This window comes from Ligilactobacillus acidipiscis DSM 15836 (genome assembly GCF_001435755.1).
GTDB classification, from domain to species: domain Bacteria; phylum Bacillota; class Bacilli; order Lactobacillales; family Lactobacillaceae; genus Ligilactobacillus; species Ligilactobacillus acidipiscis.
Map to the genome: position 1 here is coordinate 1 of NZ_AZFI01000283.1, position 1,334 is coordinate 1,334.

The window sequence follows — 1,334 nt, forward strand, 5'->3', positions numbered from 1 at the left end:
TTTTGTATTATTACAAACTAGCACCACGCGTATTTTCTATTTTGGAAATTATCTCCTGATGTTGCTGATAAGTTTGTGAAAAGTATACTTTGCCGGTCTTTGTATCCGCAAAGAAATACAAATAGTCCTTATCTTTATCTTTAGGAGATAAAACTGCTTTAACAGAAGCTATGCTTGGGTTATTAAATGGGCCAGGGCCAACTCCATCATTCTTGTATAAATTATACGGAGAATCCACTTTTAAATCTTTGTATGTCACAGTTTCCTTGTGTTTGTTCAATGCATAAAGAACAGAAATATCTGTTTGGAGTTTCATATCTTCATCTAAACGATTTTCAAATACTCCGGCGATCTTAGCACGATCTTGATCACTATCGCCTTCACGCTCAACTAAAGAGGCTAGTGTCATAACTTTTTGGACACTTTGTTTTTGATTTTTAATTTCCGAATAATATGGTTTCATTTCTTGATCGGTCTTTGCAACCATTTGCTCAACCAACTGTTTTAATGTGGTCTTTTTAGTAACAGTGTATGTCGCTGGATATAAATACCCCTCCAAATGATAGCGAACTTTCTTGGCATTTGCGGCTGATGAAAGCAAGTCCGGATACTTCTTTTGCAACTTGCTAGTAAACTGCTTATCGTTTAACAGCGCCAAGAAATCCTTTTGAGAAAAACGTGTGCTCTGTTGAACAGATTTGGCAATCGTTTCAGCTGTCACACCTTCCCTGATCAAAACGCGGCCAGAATTCAATGGTTCACTGGCTCCGCCTTTTTGCAAGTCATGTGCGATCTGATTAAGGGTCATTGATGGTTTTAGTTCGTAATAACCTGCTTTGAAATTTGCTATTTTCTTGGATTTGACATAATAATCAAACACAAAGCCGCTTTTAACGATCTTTTTTTCTTCTAAGATCGACCCGATTTGTTTACTCGTGCTTCCAACTGGTACTTTTACTTCGACCCTTTTATTAGATTCTGGCGCTAATGGTTTTAGGCCTGATTTAAAGTAGCTATAACCAGTTACTACCACAACTACTAACAACACAACTATGATCGATACTACTGTCCAAATAACACGAGATGCTACCGTATTTTTTTTGCCTTTTGAATCCAACATCTAACCTCCTAGAAAAACTCTCCAAATTAGTATACCAAACGACACACCGAATGTATATAGCCCTTGATTTAACAAGGTTTTGTTTTTATTGCTTTTTATCTGAAAAAACAACTAAGTTTTTCTTTTTTACCGCAAAAAACCACGGCTGTTTTAAGTAAAATGATATTGAGGTATCGTAATATATCCGGTTCTATAATATTTGGTACTGATAGAA

The 1,334-nt window shown here is 36.1% G+C and carries 1 protein-coding gene; it reads right to left on the reverse strand.

Annotated features, from left to right (window positions below; all coding sequences use genetic code 11):
- Positions 1 to 10: 10 nt before the first annotated feature.
- Positions 11 to 1,120, reverse strand: a complete 1,110-nt coding sequence (gene mltG / locus FC65_RS10705) for an endolytic transglycosylase MltG (protein WP_056972730.1) — start codon at positions 1,118 to 1,120, stop codon at positions 11 to 13.
- Positions 1,121 to 1,334: the final 214 nt, after the last annotated feature.

Excerpts from the sequence above, each read along its gene's own strand:
- mltG (WP_056972730.1), bottom strand. The coding sequence starts at position 1,120 with ATGTTGGATTCAAAAGGCAAAAAAAATACGGTAGCATCTCGTGTTATT.